The 24417-nt window shown below is 51.1% G+C and carries 19 protein-coding genes and 2 tRNA genes; 9 read left to right on the top strand and 12 right to left on the bottom strand.

Features of this window, described 5'->3' with window-relative positions; all coding sequences use genetic code 11:
• Positions 1 to 79 precede the first annotated feature (79 nt).
• The gene (locus tag AB1656_07570; GenBank protein MEW6235229.1) at positions 80 to 400 is read right to left on the bottom strand and encodes a hypothetical protein; all 321 of its coding nucleotides are present in this window, start codon (positions 398 to 400) and stop codon (positions 80 to 82) included.
• A 516-nt stretch (positions 401 to 916) separates the two neighbouring features.
• On the opposite strand from AB1656_07570, the gene AB1656_07565 reads away from it, so the two are divergent.
• The 7 genes from AB1656_07565 (at position 917) to AB1656_07535 (ending at position 6481) form a co-directional block, all read left to right on the top strand.
• A tRNA-Val gene (locus AB1656_07565) sits at positions 917 to 990 on the top strand.
• A 38-nt stretch (positions 991 to 1028) separates the two neighbouring features.
• Positions 1029 to 1106, top strand: a tRNA-Asp gene (locus tag AB1656_07560).
• Positions 1107 to 1170: 64 nt separating this feature from the next.
• Entirely contained in the window at positions 1171 to 2019 is an 849-nt protein-coding gene (locus AB1656_07555) for a hypothetical protein (protein ID MEW6235228.1), read from the top strand.
• Positions 2020 to 2139: 120 nt separating this feature from the next.
• A complete protein-coding gene (locus AB1656_07550; protein ID MEW6235227.1) occupies positions 2140 to 4554 on the top strand; it encodes a hypothetical protein in 2415 nt (804 codons plus the stop codon).
• A gap of 96 nt (positions 4555 to 4650) precedes the next feature.
• Positions 4651 to 5349, top strand: coding sequence for a YggS family pyridoxal phosphate-dependent enzyme (locus AB1656_07545; protein ID MEW6235226.1), 699 nt, complete (start codon positions 4651 to 4653; stop codon positions 5347 to 5349).
• A 20-nt stretch (positions 5350 to 5369) separates the two neighbouring features.
• Positions 5370 to 6062 (top strand): amino acid racemase, encoded by a 693-nt coding sequence (locus AB1656_07540; GenBank protein ID MEW6235225.1) that lies wholly within the window; start codon positions 5370 to 5372, stop codon positions 6060 to 6062.
• 95 nt (positions 6063 to 6157) lie between these two features.
• On the top strand, positions 6158 to 6481 hold the full coding sequence (locus AB1656_07535) for a pyrimidine/purine nucleoside phosphorylase (GenBank protein MEW6235224.1): 324 nt from the start codon (positions 6158 to 6160) through the stop codon (positions 6479 to 6481).
• A gap of 122 nt (positions 6482 to 6603) precedes the next feature.
• Here AB1656_07535 and AB1656_07530 read toward each other — a convergent pair whose 3' ends face one another.
• From AB1656_07530 to AB1656_07480, 11 genes are all read right to left on the bottom strand, one after another.
• Positions 6604 to 8109 (bottom strand): Gfo/Idh/MocA family oxidoreductase, encoded by a 1506-nt coding sequence (locus AB1656_07530; GenBank protein ID MEW6235223.1) that lies wholly within the window; start codon positions 8107 to 8109, stop codon positions 6604 to 6606.
• A 64-nt stretch (positions 8110 to 8173) separates the two neighbouring features.
• On the bottom strand, positions 8174 to 9028 hold the full coding sequence (locus AB1656_07525) for a sugar phosphate isomerase/epimerase (protein MEW6235222.1): 855 nt from the start codon (positions 9026 to 9028) through the stop codon (positions 8174 to 8176).
• Positions 9029 to 9311: 283 nt separating this feature from the next.
• Positions 9312 to 10718, bottom strand: a complete 1407-nt coding sequence (locus AB1656_07520) for a sigma-54 dependent transcriptional regulator (GenBank protein MEW6235221.1) — start codon at positions 10716 to 10718, stop codon at positions 9312 to 9314.
• Positions 10708 to 12258, bottom strand: a complete 1551-nt coding sequence (locus tag AB1656_07515; protein ID MEW6235220.1) for a HAMP domain-containing sensor histidine kinase — start codon at positions 12256 to 12258, stop codon at positions 10708 to 10710. Before AB1656_07515 ends, AB1656_07520 begins: the two co-directional genes overlap by 11 nt.
• A 209-nt stretch (positions 12259 to 12467) precedes the next feature.
• Positions 12468 to 13655, bottom strand: a complete 1188-nt coding sequence (gene nrfD, locus AB1656_07510; GenBank protein ID MEW6235219.1) for an NrfD/PsrC family molybdoenzyme membrane anchor subunit — start codon at positions 13653 to 13655, stop codon at positions 12468 to 12470.
• The gene (locus tag AB1656_07505; protein ID MEW6235218.1) at positions 13656 to 14426 is read right to left on the bottom strand and encodes a 4Fe-4S dicluster domain-containing protein; all 771 of its coding nucleotides are present in this window, start codon (positions 14424 to 14426) and stop codon (positions 13656 to 13658) included.
• Between the two features lie 19 nt (positions 14427 to 14445).
• Positions 14446 to 15237: a hypothetical protein gene (locus AB1656_07500; GenBank protein ID MEW6235217.1), complete on the bottom strand. Its 792-nt coding sequence runs from the start codon at positions 15235 to 15237 to the stop codon at positions 14446 to 14448.
• Complete coding sequence (locus AB1656_07495; protein ID MEW6235216.1) at positions 15234 to 16991, bottom strand: hypothetical protein; 1758 nt, start codon at positions 16989 to 16991, stop codon at positions 15234 to 15236. The genes AB1656_07500 and AB1656_07495 overlap by 4 nt, the downstream gene beginning before the upstream one ends.
• A gap of 521 nt (positions 16992 to 17512) precedes the next feature.
• A complete protein-coding gene (locus tag AB1656_07490) occupies positions 17513 to 18955 on the bottom strand; it encodes a hypothetical protein (GenBank protein ID MEW6235215.1) in 1443 nt (480 codons plus the stop codon).
• A 189-nt stretch (positions 18956 to 19144) separates the two neighbouring features.
• Positions 19145 to 20437: an adenylosuccinate lyase gene (purB, locus tag AB1656_07485; GenBank protein MEW6235214.1), complete on the bottom strand. Its 1293-nt coding sequence runs from the start codon at positions 20435 to 20437 to the stop codon at positions 19145 to 19147.
• Positions 20438 to 20671: 234 nt separating this feature from the next.
• Positions 20672 to 21346, bottom strand: coding sequence for a GAF domain-containing protein (locus AB1656_07480; protein ID MEW6235213.1), 675 nt, complete (start codon positions 21344 to 21346; stop codon positions 20672 to 20674).
• A gap of 167 nt (positions 21347 to 21513) precedes the next feature.
• Here AB1656_07480 and AB1656_07475 point away from each other — a divergent pair, with 167 nt between their 5' ends.
• Entirely contained in the window at positions 21514 to 22959 is a 1446-nt protein-coding gene (locus AB1656_07475; GenBank protein MEW6235212.1) for a radical SAM protein, read from the top strand.
• 151 nt (positions 22960 to 23110) lie between these two features.
• The gene (aroB, locus tag AB1656_07470; GenBank protein ID MEW6235211.1) at positions 23111 to 24214 is read left to right on the top strand and encodes a 3-dehydroquinate synthase; all 1104 of its coding nucleotides are present in this window, start codon (positions 23111 to 23113) and stop codon (positions 24212 to 24214) included.
• The last annotated feature ends 203 nt before the right edge of the window (positions 24215 to 24417 follow it).

Genomic DNA, 24417 nt, shown 5'->3' with positions numbered 1-24417 from the left:
CCGTTGCCGAATGATCGGTAATAGGATTTCCATGTATAGTAGAGTCGAATCCCGTTATTGTTGAGGGGAATAAAGAGGGCTATTGATGGGGCGATTGTTTTTGTTTTCCTTCGAAGATGCTTTTGGCTTCTTCATAATCCATTTCCTCGGACGAGCTTGGCGTTTTTTCGGCTGTGATGGGCGTCGAGGAGAGCGCGAAGTTTTTCGTGTAGAGTAAATAGGCTTTCATGGCCATGGCGAGGAAGAGAATAACGAAAATCATCAGCAAAGTGATAAAATTTCCGCGTTGCCGATACCAGGAAACGGGCATTTCTTCGTCGCGCCGTTCTTTGTGGAGAATGCTTCGAAATCGTTTTTTAGTGGAGGTTCTTCGGAAAGGGGATGGGCGGCGTTGGATCATGTTCGAACGCTCTTTTTGTCGTACGGTTTTCGATCGTAAGGTTGCGGCATGTCCGGAACTATGCGTGGATCGTTTTCATAACGTCAAATAGATGGATGGCGGAGTTGCGTTTCCGTAGATTGGCGGAATGAATTGCCGCTTCTATGGCGCAGGCTTTTTTTCGCCAGCGCCACCGGGATTGATGGCCAAGGATCGAGCCGTCGGAAAGATTTTTCCTTCAATCTCGAACGAGAGACGGTTTATCGTGAAAATTTTGAAAAATAAATAACTTAAGGGATGATTTCGTCGCTCGTTTGTTCTATAATACCATCTGTTTGCTTTGCGGTCTAATCCATCAGGGATATTCGCGCTAAAGAAAAGGCCGGTCATAGGCGCAACCGGATATATCGATAGGGGGATGGGAATTCTTAATCCGGCGGCATGTATCGGAAACGGAATAAAAGTTTGATTGTGTATGTTGTTTATTCTTCTTGACAAGTTTTGTTTTTGTTGACTATATTGTTTTACGGATTGCTGGGGCGAGTAGCTCAGTTGGTTAGAGCGCCTGCCTTACAAGCAGGAGGTCGCAGGTTCGATTCCTGTCTTGCCCATTTTCGTTATATTCCCGGACGGAAGCGAAATTCGAAACGGGGCCGTAGTTCAGTTTGGTTAGAATGCCTGACTGTCGATCAGGAGGTCGCGAGTTCGAGCCTCGTCGGCCCCGCCATTTCCGCCCAGGAATATGATAATGAGTTGAAAAGGGCTGCAAGGTGAGAGTGGAGGCGAGAATCGTGATTTCCCGAAAAATATCCGCAATCGTACTATGGGGCATTGCGCTTTTCTTCGGCGCCGTACTCGCGTGGGCGCAAGAAAAAAAGACGGAATTCGTATTGGATTTCCTATCTTCCACGATCAATGATTCGCAGAAAATAACGACGGTGGATGCCCAGCCGGTTTTTATCGGTAAAACATTCTCCGCCGCGCTGGTGTTGAAAGAGGCGGCGAAGTTGGTGGGAGTGAATTGCGATATCGCCTTCGATCCCGCCGTGTTGCGCGTCGTCGATATTCATGAATCGCGGGGCGATATCAACTTTGACGGCCGTTCGAATATTGCGGATATTTTGACGCTGGGAGAACGCTTTGGCGAGAAGGTTTCGGCGGCAAACGTCTTCGGCTATTTCGATCGCGATCGTATAGGGGATGGAAAAGACGTATTGAATCTTGGCGATATTAACGCCTTGCTCTTTTTCCTGAACGAACGCAACCTTTATTGGACCAGCAACTCCAATGATGATTTTACGCTGATTCGCGAGAGCGTCGAAATCTTCGAATCTCCCGAATTGATCCAACAACGGGCGCAAGAGGAAAATATCGGCCTCATTGACGATATCGCTTCGGTATTGTTGTTTCGACCTGAAAATCGCGCTCTCGATGGAACCGTGAATGAAGGGCTTGGCTTCAACGGGGATGCCCGGATTTGCGATATTACGTTTGAAATCATCGGCGGAGCCTCCGGGCAAAAAACATCCTTTCAAATCAAGGATGGGATGGCGATCGACGAAAAAACCGTCGTCACGGCGGACGATATTGTTGGCGAAACGAAATTTGAAGATAAAACGGTAGAAATTATCTTGCCGTAATATCGAATTTTGTTTTAAATTTTTTTTGATGGTTTTTTATAATAAGTCTGGACGCGAGTCCGCTTATTTTGTATAGTAGGTGGGAACTTCGGGTTTTTCAAAAAATATGGAGGCAATTTGATGCGTGGAAAATATTTTCACCTTCTCATCCTTTCTTTCGTTGCCATTATGGCATTGGGCCTAGGGACTGGGAGCGCAGCATGGGCTGCGGAATCGCCGACGGAAACGCCGACCGAAACTCCTGTTGAAACGCCAACCGAAACGCCGGCGGAAACTCCTACAGCGACGCCTGTAGTCGTTCCAACAAACACGCCGCTTCCGGCGCCAACGAATACTCCGCTTCCGGCGCCAACGGCGACGCCGACGCCGGTGATCATCGAAACTCCTACGGAAACTCCCGTAGAAACGCCAACGAGTACACCAACGGCTATTCCCGCGAAGCCTGAACTGACGATTCTGGGCGCAACGGCGAGCGGCGTTGGCCAAAACGTAGTTGTTTCCATCCAGGTGAAGAATCTAAAAGGCGTTGACGCCTTCGGCTTTGACGTTCTACAGTCCAACAATATTTTGACGTTTGTTGGCGTGGATAAAGCTGGAACGCTTCTGGAGAGCTTCCTGGCGGTTAACGCTCAAGCGCTGGCGAGTCCAGCGGGCGCGGTGCGCATAGGCGCCGTAGGCGGCGCAGCCAGCGTAAATGCGGATGGCGTATTGCTGAAATTGACCTATACGGCGGCCTCGCCGGGCGCAACGTCATTGTCCTTATCGAATATCGTGGATGATTTGATAGGCATTACCGTCGCGGCGGGTTCTGTAACCGTTGCCGAATCCCCAGCGGCTACGCCGACGCCGGAAACGGCGGTAGCGACTCCGACTCCGGAAACGCCGACAGCTACGCCGGTTCCACCCACGCCCACGGCTACTCCAACCCCAGAAACGGCGGTTGCGACACCGACGCCGGAAACAGCCGTAGCGACGCCTACTCCGGAAACAGCCGTAGCAACTCCCACGCCGGAAACGGCGACGGCTACGCCGGTTCCGCCTACTCCCACGGCGACGCCAACCCCAGAAACGGCGGTTGCAACTCCGACGCCGGAAACAGCCGTAGCGACTCCAACTCCGGAATCGGCGACAGCTACGCCAGTGCCGCCTACTCCGACAGCTACGCCAGTACCGGCGACTCCCACGGCGACTCCGGTTCTGCCCACGCCGACAGCAACGCGGCAGCCCAGCCCGGTGCCGGTCTATACTCCTAAACCGACAGCGACGCCGACGGTTATGCCTTCGCCGACTCCGACGCCCACAGCGTTTACCATCAATCCATCCCTCGGCATCGTGTCGTTGGATGAAATGGGCGGCACATATACAAGCGGCTCCGCCGTTCATAACTTCGATATTGGCGGTACGATCGCCGGCGTTTTGACCGATCCCGGCGTGTTTGACGGCATTCCCGATCCTGCCGCTTATTGCCCGTACCTCTTTGTTGACGGATTGTTCTATCCGATCGCCAAGGATGCGGAATTTACAGGCGAAACCCTAGCGGTAGCGCAAGGCGGCAATGGTTCTGAAGGCGCTTACTTCTTGATCGGCGGCAACATTGGACCTTATGCTCCCGTTAATCCGCGCTTGGGCGCTGTAGGCGGTCCGAACCGCGGCGGCATCGATTGGGATAACGATCCCGCAACGAACATCGACTTTGGAGCCTTCTCCAGCGATATTATACCCGTACTGGCCGATGGCTTTACGTTTGATTCGCCATTGGTCGACATCGAACCTGCCGGTAACAATGGATTCTACGTACTCGCAAGCGATGGACGCATCGTTGCGGAAGGCGGCGCTCTTGCGGCTTTGGATACAAAGGTTGCTTTGCAGGATGGCGCCAAGGCGGTTGGTTTGAAGATATTCCGCGGACGGGATATCAATCCTGCCAACAGCCAATACAGTACCGATTTGATTGGAACGGGCGCTTACGTGCTCGATGCCAAGGGCGTCATTTATGTCGTCGGCAACGCTCCAGCGGTGAATGCGGCGGATGTTCCCGTCTCGCCGGGCGAAGGCGTTGGCAAGTTCTACGATATCGAATTGATGCCCAATGCGGACGGAACCCAGTTTATCGGCCTTGCTCTGCTTCGCGCTGATGGAATCGTTCTATTCGCGCCGTTCAGCGATGTAACGGTTACCGATGCAATGAAAGAGCAAGTCAAGGGTATTACGCCGTTTAATAAACTAGGATATGGCTTCCCGTTCGATATTGCTCGCGACCTCGAATTAGAAATCTCGGCCAGTATAGTATTCGGTAAAGACACGACGGGTAAGACTGTGCCGATTGCGGCTGGAGCGCGACGCGTGGGTATGTTTATGTTCGACGGCTTCGGCGGTACGCATACTGGCGGCGCTTCTACAAGGTATGCGGCGGCGTTTGGCGTAGGCGATTATCAGATCGGCGAATATAACGTTTACCCATTCCCGATCAATCCGCCTTACTGGACGGCCGACGTATTGCAGGATGCCGAGTTGTCTTGGCCTGTGATGCGTTAATTCGCAGCATCTAGTTGAATGAATGCCGGGGGAACGCTTGAAGGCGTTCCCCCGGTTTATTTAACAAGAGTTTTTCAATAGCGGGATTAGGGAGAAATGTCTGAAATTAGGGAGAATATTAAAAGAGTCCAAGAATCGATCGCTTATGCCGCCGAGCGTTGCGGGCGGAGAGCTGACGATATCCTACTGATGGCGGTAAGTAAAACCTGCGCCTCGGAAAAAGTCGCCGATGCCTACGGCGATGGATTGAGAGTATTCGGCGAAAATCGCGTGCAGGAAGCGGAAGGGAAGATATTCGCCCTTCATGAATTGGATATTCAATGGCACTTAATCGGCCATTTGCAGACGAATAAGGTCAAAAAAGCGCTCGCTCTTTTTCATCTCATCCATTCCGTCGATAGTCCCAAATTAGTAGAGGCGCTGCAAAAAGAGGCGGATAAACTGGACCGAACGGCAGATATCTTGTTGGAAGTAAATCTTGGCGGAGAAGAGACGAAGTCGGGGGCGGACGTCAAGGAATTCGAGAATTTGATCCAAGCGGTTCAATCTGCTCCCCGCGTGCATTGCCGAGGGCTTATGACGATTCCGCCCTTTTTGGACGATCCTGAAGACGCGCGGCCCTTTTTTAGGGAATTAAGGGAACTCGCCGAAAAATACGCTGAAGATTTTTTGTATCCAGGAGTCCGAATGGAATTATCGATGGGTATGACCCACGATTTTCCCGTCGCCATCGAAGAAGGCGCTACTATCGTCCGCGTTGGAACGGCGATATTCGGCGCCCGCTTTTATCCTTGAATCGTTTGAAGGGAAAACTAATGAGCAAACATATCGGCATCGTTGGCTGCAGCGCCGAAGGCGCGGCGCTATGTTACCGCACCATTTGTCTGGAAGGCAAGGAGTATTTAGGAGAGCACGCCCATCCCGAAATTACGATGCACACTTTTCCTCTCGCCGAGTATATGCGATTCATCCAGACGGGGGATTGGCGCGGTGTAGCGGATTTGATGCTCGCGTCCGAAGCTAAGTTAGCGGCGGCGGGTGCGGATTTCATGATCTCGCCGGATAACACGATTCACGAGGCTTTCGGCTTGGTTTTGGAAAAAGCCAAGCGTCCTTGGCTGCATATCGCCGAAGCCGTCGCCGAAGAAGCGGATCGCCTCCATTTCCGGCAATTGGCCGTACTCGGCACCCGTTATTTGATGGAAGGTCCCGTCTATCCGGCCAAGTTGAATGGGAAGGGAATCGGCTGTCTTATCCCTGATCGAGAAGACCGCGAAAAGATCAATACGATGATTTTTTCCGAATTGGTTTATGGAATCATAACGCCCGAATCCACCGCTTGTTTTGCGAGCATCATTGAGAAGATGAAAGAATTAGGCTGCGACGCTGTTGTACTCGGCTGTACGGAAATTCCCCTCATCGTAACGCCGCAAAATTCTCCGTTGCCGGTTTTGGATTCTACTCGCCTATTGGCGCGGGCGGCATTGCGGCGCGCTGTTGAGGATTGAAAATAAGCGCAATTGGAAAGTTATTCGTTTCGAATCCATCGAAATGTGGTATTTTGATTTGATTTTAATATTGCCCTTCGCAAAGGATAAAACGTATGAATCAACCGTCTCAATTTGATAATGTCAGCGTTGTTTGCAAAGCCAACGTCTATTTCGACGGCAACGTCGTCAGCCATACGGTTCTTTTTCCCGATGGCAAGAAGAAAACGCTTGGCCTTATCTACCCTGGCTCTTATTCCTTCAATACCGGCGCTCCCGAACGCATGGAAATCGTAACCGGTTCCTGCCGCGTAAGGCTCGCCGGTTCGATGGACTGGAACGAATATCCCTCCGGTTCCACGTTTCTCGTTCCCGGCAACTCCTCCTTTGAAATCGCCGTAGAAGAGGGAATCGCGGAATATATTTGTTCATTTGAATAATAAATCGATGGGTTGAATCGAAACTTCCTATTTATCCAAAAGGTGAGCGGAATGTATTTCGTAAGTCGCTGAATTTCTTTTACTAATCACTCGTCACTTGTCCCGAATCACTGTTTTTAGGTTCATAACTCCCAACCTTCTCTGTACTCTCGGGTGAGATATTGGTTGGCATCCGGAACATTCGTAATTTTCATTTTCTCGCTATCGAATTCGATTATTTTTTCCGCCCGCAAAGCGATGGTTCCAAGGTTGACGGCGTCGGTAATAGCCGCCGCATTCAGGAAGCTGCCTGGCGACGCCTCGCCTCCCAGGCATTCGCGAATCCAGTATTTATTGCGTTTTTCTCTTGGGGCGTTTTTTATCGTTTCGTTATTCATCGGAAGCGGTTCAACCTTTCCATTTCGAAACAGTTGCGGCTTTTGTCCATGAAATTCCGCCATAATGGCGCCATCGTCGCCGACGAATAGGATGCCTTCTTTATCCATCTGGACATTTTGTTTTTCAATGTATATAGGCAGCCGGGGCTTCATGCCGCCGTCGTACCAAAACAGATCCATTTCCGGCCTATCCTCTCGCGCGGCAAAGCGAAAGCGCAAGGAACAAGCGATGGGATAGGAATAATCGTTATTCCTGGTACTGCTTATGTTATCTTTGATATAACAGGTATGGGTCGCCCAAGCATGAGCGCTTGCCGGGCTTTCAAGGTTCAACGCAGCGAACACGGGCCAGAGGCTGTATATTCCCATATCGGCCATAGAACCGCCGCCGAAATCGTACCAGCCGCGAAAGACGGTATGCGTGTAATGCGGATGATAAGGACGCGCCTTTTCGGGACCCAGCCATAGATCCCAATCGAATCCATCCGGAATCGGCGGCTTATCTTCGGGAATCTCGGAATACTGGGGCCACACGGGACGGTTCGACCAGTTGTGGATTTCGCGCAATTTTCCGATCGCACCCTGTTTAATAAGTTCCGCGATCCTTCCGTTCTGAGAGCCGCTTCCATAGGCCAGAAGGTGCGTAGCCTTCTTCGTTTGGCGCGCCGTCTCCAGAACCAAACGCCCTTCGCGTAATCGGTTGGCGATCGGCTTGTGCATTAAAACATGTTTTCCCTTTTTCATCGCCGCAATCGATATCGTCGCGTGCAGATGATCGGGAGTCATGATTTTGACGGCGTCTACATCTTTTTCTTTATCCAACAGTTCTCGGAAATCGGCATAGACGGCGCAACCTTGATAGTTCTCTTTACCGCGATGATTGGCGTAGTAGCCGTTCACAATTTCCCGGCCAACTTCCCGGCCGCCTGGACAGCCGCTTCTTCCTTCCCCCCAGGCGGGATTGTTCAAATATTTCCGGATTGCGTCCCGAATATTGTTTTTTCCCCACTCTATATAATCGTTGCTGTCCTTATTCGGATCGCACATCGCCACAATTTGAATCTGCGGATCCTCGAGCAGGCTTCCCATTTCGTTGATTCCTTGCGTTCCAACGCCGATGTGAGCCAAGGTTATCCTATCGTTTGCGGAGACGAATCCGTTTCCCCCTAAGGCGCTCCGTGGAACAAGGGTAAAGGCGCTGGCGGATACGGCGGATCCAATAAACCGGCGGCGATTAATATGGTTACTCATTGGTTATCTCCTAGATAAGAAGAATTTTTCCTTGGAACTTGAGAAAGACCTTAATTACTAACCTCTATACTTTAAGAGAACAAAGATAAGCGCCGCTTGCTTTTAAAGCGTCCATATCCATTTCAACAAAGTAGTATTTGACGTTGCTTTGCTTGGCCGCCGCAAACAGCTTCTTCCAATCGATCAAGCCTTGTCCTACGGGCGCTCGATCGTTGCCGCTCGCCGCCCAGTCCATAATATGAAGCGAAAGAAAACGGCCGTGGTATTTTGTAAGAATATCGATCGGTTTGAATCCGGAACTTGGGCTGGTTAAATGAAACTGGAAATTCGCCAATTTTGGGTCGATGCGTTTCATCAGCTCATCGAAAACAAGCTTGCCGTCCATTGTTTCAAATTCCTGCGTATGATTGTGAAAACCGAGCTGCATACCGGCTTTTTGTACTTTTTCGCCGAGTTGGTTCAATTCATCGGCGGTTTTGAGCCAGGCGTCCAAGGACTTTGGGCGGCCAACCGATGCGACAATCATGTGCTCCAATCCCAGTTCCTTGGCAAATGCGATTCTCTCGTCCCCATTCTCTTTCAACTCGTCGAACTGGTAGTGGCAACTGACTACGCGAAGCCCGGCGTCATCAATCTTCTGGCGCATCGTCTTGGCGCTCATGCTCACCAGCGGAGCAAGATCGTTGGCATAGCCTGGCGGCGAACAAAACTCAAGAAGCCGGTACCCCGCCGCAAAAAGTACTTTTAGAGTTTTGTCAAAATCCTCCGCCAACTGTTTGCGAACCCCATAAATCTGACATCCTGGGGGCTGTCCCAACGGCCTCGCCGCATCGTCCTGCGCCATCGCGGGCAGCCTTTTTGCCGTAGAAAGCCCCAAAAAACTTGTATAAAGAAATAACCTTCTTGAAATATGTTTCATGGCGATTCTCCTTTTTTTGCGTTCCATAGTACTATATCTGACGAAGCGGAATAAAGTCTAATAGGCGATTTTACCGAAAATCGGATTTGTCATTCCTTGGATAGCCTGTAACTTTTCCCCATCCACAAGTCTTAGGAATTTGGTCAAGAGCAGAAAAACCTTGCTTTTCCGTCCGGTTGGAATGATGAGTAATGAATGATGAATGATGGAAAAAATGGTGGGATATCTCAAGGGCAGAAACAACCTTGCCCTTGCCACCCCCCAATAAAATTAATCCTTATTCTTATTGATGAAAAAGTTCTATCTCCTCACTGGAGATTCGGTAATTTTTAATTTTTTCCCATAAGCTTTTTCTGCTGATTCCTAAATGATTGGCGGCTTTCGTTCTTTCTCCTCCATACAAATGCAGCGTACGAATAATTTGCTCGCGTTCCGCACTGTGAATGGCGTCCGTCAAACGATGGTTCTCCGAATGATGGACTTTTGACTTTTTAACGTGAAACGCATCGGGAAGGGCTTCCGCCCGAATAACGTTATCTTTGAGCAAAGCGAGACATCGCTGAATCACATTCCCCAATTCGCGAATGTTGCCGGGCCAATCGTATTTCGTCAGCAATTCCAGCGCGTCTTCCTCCAGCGAAATTTCGCAAGGATCGGAGTTTTTGGTAAATTTGCGGAGAAAGTGGTCTATCAGAAGCGGAATGTCTTCTTTCCTTTGCTGCAAGGTCGGCAAGTGGATGGCGATAACATTCAAGCGGAAATAAAGGTCTTCTCTGAAGGCGCCGTCGCGAACATCGCATTCCAAATCGCGGTTGGTAGCGCTAAGGATGCGTACGTCCACGTCGATTAATTTTTTCCCGCCGACGGGCCGAAATTGGCGTTCTTGCAAGACCCGCAGGAATTTTCCCTGGCTGCGGAGCGATAAGTGCGATAATTCATCCAGAAACATTGTCCCTTGGTGGGCTATCTCGAAAAGTCCGGCTTTATCCGTGGAAGCGCTAGTGAAAGAGCCTTTGACGTGGCCGAATAGTTCACTTTCCAGCAAATCTTCGGAAAGACAGGCGCAATCGACGGGGACAAACGGTTTTTGGGAGCGGGTTCCGGATTGATGAATCCGTTTGGCGATCAATTCTTTTCCTGTACCGCTTTTCCCCGTAATAAGGACATTCACATCGGTTCGGGATACTTGAGCCACCGTCTGAATTACGTTTTGAATGGCGGCGCTTTTTCCGATAATCGGCGGGATTTCTTCTTCCTTGACGTCAGGACGCATAGTAGGCGGCAAGAGACCTCGCAGTTGGATTTGACGTTGGATTACGTTGTTCAATTGTTCGGCGGTAAAGGGTTTTTGCAGATAGTCCGATGCGCCGATTTTCATCGCCTCGACCGCGTTTTCTACGGTGGCGTATGCGGTTAGCAATATGACGATGGCTTTGGAGTCAATGGAGAGGCATTCTTTGAGCAAGCCAATGCCGTCAATATCCGGCATTCGTAAATCCGAAATCACGATATCCGGGCGGTAATTAATGAAATAGGCGATTCCCATGCGTCCGGAAGAAGCGGAATAGCATTCATACTGCCAGTGCGACAAAATCCGCGTACAACTTTCCAGCATGTCTTCCTCGTCGTCGATGAGAAGAATCCTGATTCTATTTTTATCTCGCTTGCCAGCCTTCTCTTCATTTTCCATAGAACTTATCCATCGAATTTTTATTGGGAAGATAAATCTCCGTCAACGCGCCATGGAAGGAACTTTTCCCGATTCGGATGGTTCCTCTGTGCTGGGAGACGATCTGCGAAACGATGGCGAGTCCCAAGCCGACGCCCTCTCCCGGCCCTTTCGACGTAACGAAGGGGAGAAGAATGCGTTGAGACAATTCCGGGGGAAATCCGGGGCCATCGTCTTCGACTTTCATAATTATACCTGAGAAGTCGGTTGTATTTTCCCGCCGAACCGAAAGAAGGATTCTACCGTTTATATCCAGCGCGTCGCCGGAATTATTCAATAAATTAATCACCATTTGTTCGAGTTGAACGGGATTGCCGAAGATTTCCGGCAAATTTTTCTCGCATTGGCAATCGATGGCAATGTTCTTTTTCTTTAGTTGCTGGCTGCAACTATCCACGGCCTCCCGAATTACCCGTTCGAATTGGACGCTTTCGTATTGGACTGGACTCTGGCGGGAGAAAGAGAGCAATCCTTGGACGGTGCGCGCCATCCGCTTCGATTGGCGTTCGATGACTTTTAAATCCTGCGCGAATTCGTCCCGGATGGGGGTTTGGTTGGTTTCCATTTTCAAGCATTCCAATCGGGACAGGATGTTGCCGATGGGCGTATTCAATTCATGCGCGCACCATGCCACCAAGTTTCCGATGGTCGCCAGTTTTTCCCGTTGGAGCAATTCCTGCTGCAACTCCTCGTTTCTTTTTCTTTGATAGGTCAATCCTTTGCACATTTCGTAGAAGTCGTGTTCGATTTTCGAAATCTCATCCGATATGGCGACGTCGCTGATAGGAGGCAGATCGCCTTGGCCGATTCTGCGAGTCAATCCGGAAAGCCGCGATATCCGGTTCACGACGATCCGCCGCAGGAAAAATCGCAAACCCAACAGCATTCCCGCTAAGGAGACGGCGAGATTGATTAAAAAGAAATTATAGTACTGCGCAAGAGCAGCGTTGAAATGCTCCATAGAAAAATCCGCAATCAATACGCCGTTCACTCGGCTCGTGGGGGCATGGCAATCTTGGCATGATTTACGGTTGTTGAACGAGAGCGAAATGCGATAGAAAGCGGGATTCGAATCCCGGTCGACGCCGCTGGAATTGAAGGAAGGCGGTTGAGAATTTTCGTGGCAGGATAGACATGCTTTGTCTTGAGACGGGTATACTTTCCCTTGTTCGGCGCGGGAGGAGGATATCCAAATCCGTCCCTTCTTGTCGAGGATGGAAAGACGTTGAAACTCGCCCGATTCCAGTAAACTGTCCACCAATTGTCCGACGATGACCTGGCCAGTATCGGGGGATTTGTGCTGCATCGCCGTTTCCAGAGACCGATAGACCAAATCCGCGATTTCTCGGGCTCGATCGTAAAAATCCTGAGAGCGCTCTTCGCGGATGGTCAAATAGAAGAAAGAAAACGAAGCAATAAGAATGACGGACGTGAATAAAGTAGTTCCAGCGGCGATTTTAAAATGGAGATAGTTCCAAAGAGGATTCCGTCCTGCGCTCATTTTTATTCACTCGTTCGATACGAGACGCCGCCATTTTTTTAGAAAATCCTAGAAACGCCGCCGTCTAACGGCGCGATGAAATCCAAAGCGAAAGCCTCATTATCGTAGCATGGCAGGCGCTGTATGCCAAATGATCTCAGACGCCCATTATCTGTTGACGCTGACGAGATCGTCCCCAGCCGGTTCGGGAAGAGAATCGGCTAAGGATATCATTTTGGCGCCGCTATAGCGCCTTTTTCGGCTTCTTCGCGGTCGGAAAAGGCAGGAAATATTATATTAAGTAGGTGAAGCAGCAAAAATGGCGCGATCATAATGACGATGGCGGCGAGGATGCCCTCCTTCTCGAAGAATTCGGGCTGGTATTGTCTAAAGCCGCTGAAGCTCTTGGAAAACATTTGGCCGCCAATGACGACGTTCCACCGCATGGCGAATACTTGGATCAACAAAAGCGCAGCGGCGATGAAGGCAAGAGTGTTTCTGACTTTTTCATGCAGATAGGAGTTCATGAGCACGACGACCATGAGCAAAACGAAGGGAACCAGCGATCCCAGAATCATTTGAACGGAAATGAAGCTAAAGGAGAGTTTTGTGGTTAAAAGAGCGCCGATAATTTCCCACGCTTCCGATTGCTCGTAAGCGAGCGTGATGATTTCGAGAATTTCCAACGAAACCGTTACAATCATGAACAACCACAACCATCGCGACAGAGAAGCGACGCACTCTTGATCGATTCTCATGCCGTGAATTTTCCGGTCGGTTTGATAGATCACGATTAAAAGCGCGATGCCCGAAACGACGGCGGAAAAGAGAAAAATCACCGGCATGAGAGGCGTCGACCACCAGGGATTCGATTTCAACGCTCCGAAAAGAAACCCGACATATCCGTGGAGAATGCAGGCCGCCGGGATGCCGATGGCCGCTAAAACCCGGATGGCTTTTCGATCCACTTCTCGCGATTCGGGGGAGAGGTCGTAAACGCCGAGCGAGAGCCACTTGAACGCGCGCCGCTTCCAGCCCCGGCTGCGGCGAGCCGTTTCCACGATGTATTCGCGATACACCAGCCAGAGTTCCAATTCCATGACAATCAAGTAAAACGTGTAAACGAATCCGAAGCCGGACATAGCCGAGGAAAAGTTAGGCGTCAAGAAAATGTTCAATGCCCGTTCGGGATGTCCGAGATGGTTCAACAAGGGCAAACCGGCGGACAATAAGAAGGCGAACGAACAGAGAAGAGATAATTTGCCTACCGGCTCTAATTCGTTTCGTTCGAACACGTGATAAAATGAAGAGACGATAAACGCTCCCGCCACGAAGCCCGTGATGTACGGGTAGAGAACGATCATCAAACTCCAATCGATGAAAAAGTCGTTGGGATAGGAATAGCCGGAAAGTTCCATTTATCGCACTCCTTGATCGAGGCCGAGATAGTAGCAATTCGGTTTTGTCAGCAAAGTCGGTTGAAGAACCATAACGCGTTCGCGGGCGATGAGTTGGCGGACGGGATCCCCTGCGCGTTTCAAATCGCCGAACTGGCGCGCTCCGACGGGGCAAGCTTGGACGCAGGCGGGCTGCAAGCCTTTCACGAGCCGGTGATAGCATAGCGTGCATTTGTCGGCGCAGTGCGTTTCCGGATTGATGAAGCGGCTTCCGTACGGGCACGCCTGGACGCAATAACCGCAGCCGATGCACCATCCGGAATCCACCATGACGACGCCTTCCGGCGTATGGAAGGACGCTCCCACGGGACAAACTTGAATGCAAGGCGTATGGCGGCAATGGTTGCAGAGTTTGGGGACGAAAAACGCCTTGGCGACATTGAAGCCCGATACTCTCGGCGGGAAGCCGTTTTCGCCGCCGGAAGGAGAATCAATATCCACATCGCCCGCTTCGGATATGCGGTAGCGTTCCACCCAGGTGCGGAAGTTTTTAGGCGGGACTTTGTTCTCGAGCCGGTCCGCCTTTACGCACATCCCGCATCCAATACATTTGCGGGTATCGATAGCGTAAGCGTAAAGATGATCTTCCGGATTGTACGCTTCCGCATCTGCGGTGGAATCCTGGGAGAGATTCTCTCCGCCGAGCAAGCGGACGTATACGCCGTCTTTTGCGGCCAACAGGCCGAAATAAGACGTTAAGAGTTTGAGAAATCGCCGTCGATCCTTATTCATTGACTATCTCCTTGCCGCATTAAAGATCGGGTTCATGCGAAGAATGGCATTCCAAACAAAGTCCGGGAACCAATTCTTCCTTAAGTTCGTTGTCAATCATATGTTTGGAAAAATCGATTTGTTTGATGGCTTCGGGTCTGGCGGTCAATTTTTGATGGCAGCGCAAACACAATTCGGGACTACGGTCGATCGCCATATCTTCGTTTTTCTCTTCAGGTTTTGCGCCTTCGGCGGCGTGCCGTCCCAAGGGAGCATGGCATATTTGGCAATCGATAACGCCATGCTTGGATGCGAGCACCGTCTTCGCTTTGGATTCGTGACAGGAAATGCAGAGTTGTTTGTCTTGATAAACGATGGGAAGCGCCGTTTTTTCCTTCATCGCTACTTCGCGGAACGGTCCCGATTGGCCATAGGACTCGGGACGCATGGATTGACGGAATAGTTCGAGGATGCACAAGACAACCAGGATTAAAAGGATGGCGCGGACTAAATGTTTCGCATGTTCCATAGGAGATCGCCCTTTCGTTCTAAAATAATTGGATAATGGCGCAGCGTTCGCTTCAATATCGATAACGCCGCCGTCGATCGGCTCGGCGCTAAACAACCAAGAGAAAAAGGATGGACGATGAATTTCCGGTTCGCCGGATTCATCGAGAGACTCCGCATAAAAAAGGTATTTCCAATAAAATTGAATGCTTCTTTTGCGATCGGAGGCTGGTACGTCAGCGTAATCGAGTTTCTCGGAAGAAAAGAGCCAGCGCATTCCTTTCCAAATTCGTTTAGGAGAAAAGAGAGATAACCAAGCGTTCATTCGCGGCTCCTCATAGCTTTCCGCATGTGATAGGAACTGATTCCGGCTAACGCGCCAAAGGAGAAGACGCTCAAAATGACGAAAGCATCCAAGCCAGTCAACAGATCGAAGAATGCGACGTTGGCCGCCGCCGCCGCGTAGGTTAGGAATCCTGCGATCATGATCCGCCGGCTGTTGAATCGAATGCCCGCGTATAAGGCCGCCGCCGCCAGGGCCGTCAGCCAGATCGATTGGCCGCAGCCGATTAGGCGGGTATTTGACGAGGCGGCGCAAAGAGTATTGCGTCCCATTAAAAAAACAGAGGCGATGGCGCAGAGCAGCAACGTAATGGCGATCGCATCGCTGCAGCCGCTTCCAGCCGCATCCGGCGAATGGGCGCCGATCGTTGCGCGGCTTCCCAAGAAATGCAAAAGCATCGCCGCCGCCATATAGAAAGAGAGAAGCCAGGGAACCGCTTGATTCCCTTCCTGCGCAAAAAGAATTCCATGAGCCAAGGCGGCGGCAAACACGCAAAGTTGCAAAAGATAGGAGAACAAACGAAGATCCGGGCTGCGAAAATAAAACGCCAATCCCAAAAGAGACAATGCCCCCAGAGACCATAGTACGATAAATGGAGCGCTGATTTGAAACGCGGAAAACGAGGAGATTAATAAGAGGATGACGCCAGCGAATAAGAAAGTTCGCAAACCGTATTTGAATTCGTTGTTGTGAACTCCGAATCCTACGCCCATGCCGAGGAATATCCCGGAGATCGCCATTTGCGCCATGGCGTGACGCGAATCATGAATGCTCCACCGTCGGAATTCGCTTTCGATGAAATAATAGGCGATGGAAACCGCAGCGGCGGGCGCCATTTTTTCAAACGGAGACAATGCGCGCCGGGAAAATGCGGCGGCCATTGACGGTAAAACGAAAAGAACGGCGAATCCAGCCGTTGCGGCGATGATCCAGCCGTTGGCTAAATACGTTTCCGGCGCAGCCTTATAAAAATGGACATTTAAATTTCTGTCCCAGCAAAATAAAAAGAAACATGTCAAAATTCCTAATCCTGTCCGCGCAGGCCATAATCCCAACGATTCGCGAGCGGAAAGAGCGATGCCTGCGGCGGCGAATAAAACCATGAATATCATAGGATGAGATAAGAAGGGAAAGGTTAGGACGGCTATCACAATCGGAGCGTAAAGCAGGCCGATCCAACCTACGAGAGGGGCGCTGCGCCGCCAGCTCAACGCTATTGCGGATATCATTCCTGCTAAGACAATGATAAAACTTGCCGATAACGAAAGACTATGGAAAGATTTGTGCGTTTCGTAAACGATTAACGACAACACGACCAGGCCGCAAACGCCGATGGTTAAACTGATTGGCGATGCAGGCTTCTTGGCGATGAAACTCCATAGCGTTAAGAGGGAACAGTATAAAACGCCGCTGACCGCTCCGATGTTTGCAGGGATAATTTCTTTTTCAGTGAGAACGCGGATGGTCAATGCAATGACAAGGATGAAACAGACGGCGGCGAGGCGCATAAACAATTCACCCTGAAATATGCGATCGATCGGATCGGCGATTTTGCCTTCTTCTTTTGACATCCTTGCGCCGACGGGCAATTCGGATTGAAATGAGCAAGGCTGACCGGCGTCTTCGACGATGGCGTTAAACCGCTCCCATAAATTCTCGATCGAATGTTGGATCGATTGTACGCGGTTTTCCAACGCGCACAGGCGTTCGTTTATGCCCCGATCGCCTTCCGTCATCGTTCGTTCTCTTTGAACCTTAGGATCAATAAGCCAGCGTCGAAATATCGATCAAGATTCGTACCAAACGCCGCTGGTTTGGGATTTCTCATATCATGACGGGAAGTTTTGGGTTCAGCCTAATAGCAACTCGGCGAGAGAATCGAATAAAAGCAAGCGCTTAGATTATATCAAATAATCTTTTTAAGAACGCGCCGCGCCCATGGCTTTTTCTCAATTGACGCCGTCTTAAGCGTTACCGCTGGGTAACGCTGTTACTTAGCGGTAACGCCGGAAAATTTCGCTTGACTTATTATTGTGGAATGAAAGGATGAAATGAGGGGATAGGAAAATTGCAATACCAAATTGCATTGAGATTGTTGTTTTTAAATTCCTCTCCCAAGATGGGGAGAGGTTAGGTGATGGTTGATATTATTAGACTTATAAATCCATCACTCTAACCCTCTCCCAGAGGGCGAGGGAATTATAAGTTACATTCTTAATAAGACTCGATATTACTCCCAATACATTAAAACAATCCCCTAGGCTTTCGTTGATTTTTCCGGCGAATGGATTACGCGAATGCCATACATTTGGCAAAACGCCTCCACATCGCGGCGATGGTTGCCGTAAAACACGGCTTGATGGAAGCCGAGGACGTCGCGCACGTCTTCGACACCGTCCATGGCGATCTCGACGCTGGTCCGGCATCCTCCGGCGGGCGGCGTGTTTACGTTGCCAACCACCACGCCTGTATCCAAAATAAGTTCGCGCGGATTGTTGAGTCGCAGCAGCGTTACCGGCTGGCCTTTCCGCCAAAGCGTCTGGATCGATACGCCGATATTCGATTCGGAATGAGAACGCAGGATGAAATCTTCCGGCTTTTGATCGAATCCGTTCAATCGCGTTCCGCAGGCGCAGTGAGCCGCGATCAACTGGTTTTTGACGGTATCCGGAACCGGGTCCTGCATAAATCCCGGTTTATCGAACAAGTAACTCACCAGCAACAGCGACATTGCCGCGAATACGTCCGCCTCGCAGCCGTAAGTAACTCCCGCGTCCTGAAACAGGCTGGCAGCCATGCACGGCGGCGTGGGAACCGCTTTGGCGGATACCATGCCCAGGCAGTCGGTTGTGAGCGCGTTGGAGGATTCGTCGCGCAGCAGCCGTTTGGCCGTCATGTAAGAGCGCGCGGCGTTCAAAATATCTTGTTTGGAAGGTTCCACGATTTTTTGGGCGCGGCGGCGCATCGTTTGGGCGACCTCTCGCGCTTCTTCCGTGTCGGGCATACGGTCGAATAAATCGCGGAACGTTTGCCGGGGAACATAGCGCACTTTCGTCCCCAGGAGTTCCATATCCGATTCTTTCCGTTCGTTTCCTTGCACCACAAGCAAGCGCGTCTCTTCCAACTGGCGCTTGGCGCGGACCATCCGCAGCGCCTGTTCCACCCAATTCGTATCCAGTGACGATATGAGATGTACGCCTGGCAGCCGCGCCGTTTTGTTCAAAACCGATCCCGTGAAAGTCGTCCCAACCGGCATGAAGATGATCGTAGGCAAGCCGGTTTGGGCGGCGATGTCGCGCCAGCGCCAGGCGCCTCCGCTTTGCACCAACATCAACACGGCGTCGGGTTTTTCCGCCTTCGCTTTTTCGACGAACCGGTTGGCGTCCTCTTCGCTTTCGATGAATTGGTTATCGGGCAATAGAGACGCGCCGGTTTTTTGCGCCGCGGCTGCGAAGATATCGGCGTATTTCTCGCGATATTCTTCCAGCGGATACGCCGTACCCGGCCAGCCCAGCCAATAAGGCGGCTTTTCTCGAACGACGATGCTGGCGATGCGCACTTGCGGCTTCGGACGGAAACTTTGGATATCGATATACTCGCTAAGTTCGCTGGCATTCTCCGACGACTTGACCGTCGCGCATCCTGCGAGAGAGGCGGCCAGGGCGGCGCTGGAGGTTTTAAGAAAACACCTTCGCGACATAGAACAGCAAGAACATCCTATTATAGGAGCGTTTTTGTCCATCGATTTTTCCTCCCATTTCATGTTTTATAGGGGATATTCTCATTGGTTCTATTGTTTTTTATTTGCGAATCCATCGATAGGGCGAAGATAAAAAACGCATCTATTTTTCGGGAGCCATGATTATCGCTGCTTGTTTTTTTTCTTCTCTTACAATCCCAGCCGCTCGAAAATAAAGTCAACATTTTTCAGAAAGTCATCGAGTTGAAAGCATGCTTCCAACTCTTCCGCGCTCAATTTGCTGCGCACCTCTTCGTCGTTCTTCAGCTCGTCCAGCAAGCCGATATCCGATTCCCACACTTTCAAAGCCGCAGTTTGGACGATGCGGTAGGCTTCTTCGCGCGAGAATCCTTTTGCGGTCAACGCCAACAGAACTCTCTGCGAGAAGACCAAGCCGTGAGAGCATTCCATGTTCTTCTTCATGCGTTCGGGATAGACCTTCAAGTCGCGGATAATCCAGTCCATCCGTTCCAGCATGTAATCCAGCAGGATGGAGGAATCCGCCAACGTGATTCGTTCCACGCTGGAATGGGAGATGTCCCGCTCGTGCCACAGGGTTACGTTCTCGAAGCCGGTGACGGCGTAACTGCGCAGCAGCCGCGCCAGGCCGCAGATGCGTTCGCTGAGGTTGGGATTCTTTTTATGGGGCATGGAAGACGAACCCTTCTGTCCCGGCGGGAACGGCTCTTCCACCTCGTGGATTTCCGTTTTTTGCAATCCCCGGATTTCCGTCGCCATTTTTTCCAGCGTGGCCCCCGCGATGGCGATGACGCTCAGATATTCCGCATGGCGGTCGCGCTGGATAATCTGATTGCTGATAGGATCCGCTTCTAGCCCTAATTCCGCGCATACCAGCGCTTCCGCCTGGGGATCGACGTGGGAGAAGGTTCCTACGGCGCCGGATAGTTTGCCTACGCGAATTGAGTCTTTGGCGCGTTGCATTCGTTCGATATGCCGCCCCAGTTCGGCGCACCATATTCCCACTTTCAAACCGAAGGTAATCGGCTCGGCGTGAATGCCATGAGTGCGGCCCATCATGACGGTATGTTTGTGCTTCTTGGCCAGCTCGCCTACGCTGGCTTGCAATTTTTTCAAGCCAGCGATCAACAAGTCCGCCGAGGCGACGAGTTGCAGCGCCAGCGCTGTATCCAGTTTGTCCGATGAAGTCATGCCGTAATGGATATAACGCGACGCCGGGCCGACGAATTCCGCGACGCTTGTCAGAAACGCGATGGTTTCATGATCCACCGTCTTTTCGATTTCATGAATGCGGTCGATATCGAAGGCGGCTTTCTCCCGAATTTCCTTTAGAGCTTCGTCAGGTACGACGCCTAACTTGTTTTGCGCGACGCAGGCGGCGATTTCCACTTGCAGCCATGTCTCGAATCGGAATTGATCGCTCCAGATGCGTCCCATCTCCTTGCGGGTGTATCGCTCGATCATGTTCGTCTTGTTCTCCTGTCAAGAAGTTTATGCTTTAATAAAACGAAGAAAATAAAAAACATAGGCGCTTGCAAAATTAATGAAATCCATCTTTAAATTCTCCCCCCAAACTTAGGGGAGTTAGAGGGGGGTTGATTTTAATGGACTTACGTCAACCCCCTCCTAACCTCCCCCAATCATGGGGGAGGAATAACAGAATTATGCAAGAGGCTCAACATCATATAGATTTTTCGATTATCGGCCATAATGCTTCTTTCCGCATTCGGGACAAAAACCGTGACTAAACGCGGATCGCGTATGTTTGGCGAGATATTCCTCCAATTGTTCCCACTCTCCGTTCTCTGTACGGATTTTTTTGCAATAAGAACATATGGGAATGATTTCGCGAAGAGTTTGGATTTCTGAAAGATAATCCGTCAGCTTCTTGTTTTCCTCTCCTAAAATCGAGTTCACATAGATCAACTCAAGGTTATGTTGAATTAGATTTTTGAATCGCATCATAAGCCTTTCCGTGATGTCTGAAAAATGATTCTCTTTTTTATCCAATACGCAAATCGTTCCAAAGGGTTCTCCATTAGGATGAAAGAGGGGAAATCCGAAATAGGAAATCATGCCTAGGTGGATATCGGGATTCTTTTTCCATTTCTCGTCGGTCAAGGCATTAGGAACAAGGAGCTTCTTTTTGGTTTTGATCACGGTTTCGCAGTACAAGCCCGATCCGATTAAGCGCTCTTTCTCGCCAAGGCGATAGGGATTGTCCAAATGTCGGGATGCAGCGAATACTTCGATATCCTCTTCGACAATGCGCATGATTAAAGCGGCGGGCGCGTTATTCACTTCGGCGAGAATATCGACGATTTCCTGCCATTCTTGAATGACGGAATCAGGAATTACGTTCGGAATAGTCATGGCTTTTTCTTCTTTGCACCGTTTGGAGAATGAATGGAAATCTATTTCCATGCGCCGCCTTCCGCCCTTTCTAAATCGCTCTACGCTATAATAGAACCAAGATTCGATTCCGTTAATCGGGATGACAAAAAACACCTCCATCTTTTTTAGAAAGCCGTGAAGCCGCCGTGAAGGTATTATTGATCCAACCGCCCGGACATCACATGATCTCCACCAACGTTCCCAGCGTTGTAGACGAGGAGACCGGCGCTTATCCCCCACTCGGCCTTCTTTATGTGGCGGCCTATCTGGAAAAATACTCTTCCCATAGCGTCGAAATTCTCGACGCCTATCTGGACGATCTATCTTACGAACAGATCGAAGCCGAGATTCGCCGCCGAAGGCCCGACGCCGTCGGCGTGCAAGCGATGACCTTCACGCTTATTGACGCCGTCCTTTGCGCCAAGGCCGTCAAACGCGCCGATCCCTCCATTCCAGTGATTTTCGGCGGTCCTCACGTTTATATCTACCCGCAGGAAACCATGAGCATCCCCGAAGTCGATTACATCGTTGTCGGTGAAGGCGAGGTTACCTTTACACGATTGATCGAGTGTCTAGCCGAAGACAAAGATCTATCCGTAGTGGATGGCATCGGCTATCGCGACGGCCAGGGCGAGGTCTATCTTACGCCATCGGTCCCCTTGAATCAGGATTTGGACGCGCTGCCCATGCCCGCACGGCATTTGCTCGATCAGGATCGTTATTATTCCGTATTGGCGAAAGAATTCCCTATCACGACGATGATGACCAGCCGGGGCTGTCCCATGCGCTGCATCTTCTGCGACCGCCCCCATTTAGGCAAGCAATTCCGTTATCGCAGCGCCCGCAGCGTCGTCGAGGAGATGGAATTCTGCGAGAAAATAGGCATACGCGAAATCTTCGTTTACGACGACACCTTCAACATTCGCCGCGACCGGGTAATGGATATCTGCCGGTTGAAGATCGAACGCGGCGTCTCTCTCGCCTGGGATATCCGCGCCCATATCAGCGCCATGTCGGAAGAGATGCTGGACGCCCTGGCGGCGGCGGGATGCTCCCGCATCCATTACGGCGTCGAAGCGGGCACGGAAGAGATCGTGCGAACGCTGCAAAAAGGAATCGACCTGGAACGGACGAAAACCGTCTTCCATCAAACCCGCCAGCGCGGTATCGCTACTCTCGGCTATTTCATGCTCGGCAATCCCGGCGAAACCCGCGAGCAGGCGGTCGAAACCATCGAATACGCCCGCCGTCTGGACGCCGACTATATCCACCTAGCTCTCGCCACTCCTTTTCCCGCTACGGAACTGTATCGCCTGGGCTTCGAAAGAGGCTTGTATCGAAAGGATTATTGGCGGGAATTCGCCCGCGATCCCCGGCCCGATTTCGTTCCCGAATTATGGGAAGAGACGATGAACCGCAGCGAGTTGATCCGCCTCATGCAATGGGGCTACCGCCGATTTTATTTCCGGGGAAAATATCTCATCCGCCGTCTTCTGGAATTGCGCAGTTGGAATGAATTCAAGCGCAAAGCCAAAGCGGGCTATCGCCTGCTCTCCTGGGGAGCGAAAGCGGACGGCGGACCGGTCGCCTAATCCTTATGACTTACGGCGTTTAAGCGCATTGGATGCCCGCCTCAAAAATGGTATACTGCTTTTTTCATGCTTCTAACCGGTTTTCTATTATCTTGCGGCATAGAATCATCTTAATTGGAATATAAAACCGCAGCAGCGATTAGGTGAAATCATGAATCCATCCAACTCGCGTACGGAAATTGCTATAAACCTGGGCGATCGCAGCTATGGGATCGTCGTCGGCTGCGGTCTTCTGGATGAAACGGGCGCTTTTGTGCGGCGAGCGGGATTCCATTCTCCCATACCGGTCATTACCGATTCCAACGTGGGGCCAATCTATGCGGAACGGGTGAGAACTTCGCTGGAACGGGAAGGCTTCCATGCCGCCGTATTGACGTTTCCGGCGGGCGAGACGGAGAAAAATATTTCCACCCTCTCGCGGCTTTACGACGGCATGGCGGCGCTGAAGCCCGAACGCAAAAGCGGAGTCGTCGCCCTCGGCGGCGGCGTGGTGGGGGATGTGGCGGGATTCGCGGCGGCCACTTTTTTGCGCGGCATCCGCTTCATCCAGGTTCCGACGACGCTGCTGGCCCAGGTGGACGCCAGCGTCGGAGGCAAAGTAGGCATCGACCACGCCAGCGGCAAAAATCTCATCGGCGCTTTCCATCAACCCAGCGCCGTACTCATCGATCCCCAGACGCTGCTAACCTTGGATCGGCGTCAGATCAAGGCCGGACTGGCGGAAATCGTCAAACACGGCGTCATCGCCGATGCGGGGCTTTTCGAGACGGTATCATCCGCGCTGGATCGGCTGCTGGCGGCGGAGGAAGAGATTTATACCGCCATTATTCCTTGGAATTGCCGCATCAAAGCCCGCGTCGTCGAGCAGGACGAGCGCGAAAGCGGCTTGCGCGCCATCCTCAATTTCGGCCATACCATCGGCCATGCCGTGGAAGCGCTGACCGGCTATGGGCGTTATCTTCATGGCGAGGCCGTCGCCATCGGCATGTTGGCCGAAGCGATGCTTGGCGAAAAACTGGGGATTACTCCGCCGGAAGCCGTGCAGCGCCTGCGTTCCCTGCTGACAACCGCCGGATTTCCCCTGAGCAAGCCGGATCTTTCGGCGGACGCTTTGCTCGAATCTATGTTCCATGACAAAAAGGTAGAACGTGGCCATTTGCGTTTTGTCTTTCCCGTGGAAATTGGAAACGTCGTCATCCGATCCGTCGAAGACCTTGATCTTATCCGCAATACGTGGGATTCATATTCGATCTAAGGGAATTTATTATCCTAAGTTCCCCAACCTCTGTTGACATGGCGCCTTATCTCGGCTGTAATAAAGAGTGCGGCAGTGGAGACATCGACGATGTTTCGTAAACTATTGTTTTTATGCTTGTTATTTTGTATGGTTGAGGGGTGTTATACGACGGTGGTTCGCATTGATTCCGTCCCGCCCGGCTCAGCCGTCCACTGGGATTA

This window comes from Candidatus Omnitrophota bacterium, assembly GCA_040755155.1.
In the GTDB taxonomy this organism is placed as follows: Bacteria; Hinthialibacterota; Hinthialibacteria; order Hinthialibacterales; family Hinthialibacteraceae; genus JBFMBP01.
This window is presented reverse-complemented; position numbering and strand designations above follow the sequence as displayed.